1 protein-coding gene is annotated in these 613 nt (G+C 63.1%); it reads left to right on the top strand.

The features are described from left to right. Nucleotides 1-613, top strand: a 613-nt coding sequence (locus R5W23_RS11325; RefSeq protein ID WP_320686413.1) for a hypothetical protein, incomplete at both ends; no start/stop codon positions are given.

Genomic DNA, 613 nt, shown 5'->3' with positions numbered 1-613 from the left:
GGCGCTGGCCCTCGGTAAGGCCGTGCTCGACCGGGCGGACACGGCCCGGGACCGCGTGCCCCGTGAGTGCCCGGCGCTGTTCGACTTCCCGACCTACAAGAAGGCGTTCCAGCCCGAGCGATTCTGGATCATGACCGAGCGATACGAGACCGAAACTGGGCCGCGGCGCGGCGGAACTCAGGCTGCTGGCCTGACGGCCAAGCAGGGTTTCGGCCACCACATCCTGATTTCACGCGGCTCGGTCAGCACAGCCGGAGTGGTGAGCTCGCTCGTTCTGGTGGCAGGTGGATTGGACAGTCACGATGGTAATCATTTTGGCGTCCGTAATTCAGTTGTTATCTGCGACGGCGATGTGCGGATCGGTGGGGGCGCGTTCAAAAGTGTGGTCGTCGCCCGCGGCAACATCTCAATTGAGGGGGCGACATCGACGACCACACTGATCGCAGGCGGGACCGTCACCATCGGCAAGCCCGGGCGGCGGTACAGCGATCCGGAAGTTGACAAGTTGATGCGGGACGACATTGAGGAGAAGGTGCGGGCGCCGCTGGCGTTCATCACCTTCTTTGAGCTCTCGACCGTTGGGGTGGAGGTCAAAACCGTGAACAAGGTCGTG

This window comes from Gemmata algarum, assembly GCF_034097035.1.
In the GTDB taxonomy this organism is placed as follows: domain Bacteria; phylum Planctomycetota; class Planctomycetia; order Gemmatales; family Gemmataceae; genus Gemmata; species Gemmata algarum.
Note: the sequence above shows the minus strand (reverse complement) of the source record. Positions and strands in the feature narration are given on the sequence as shown.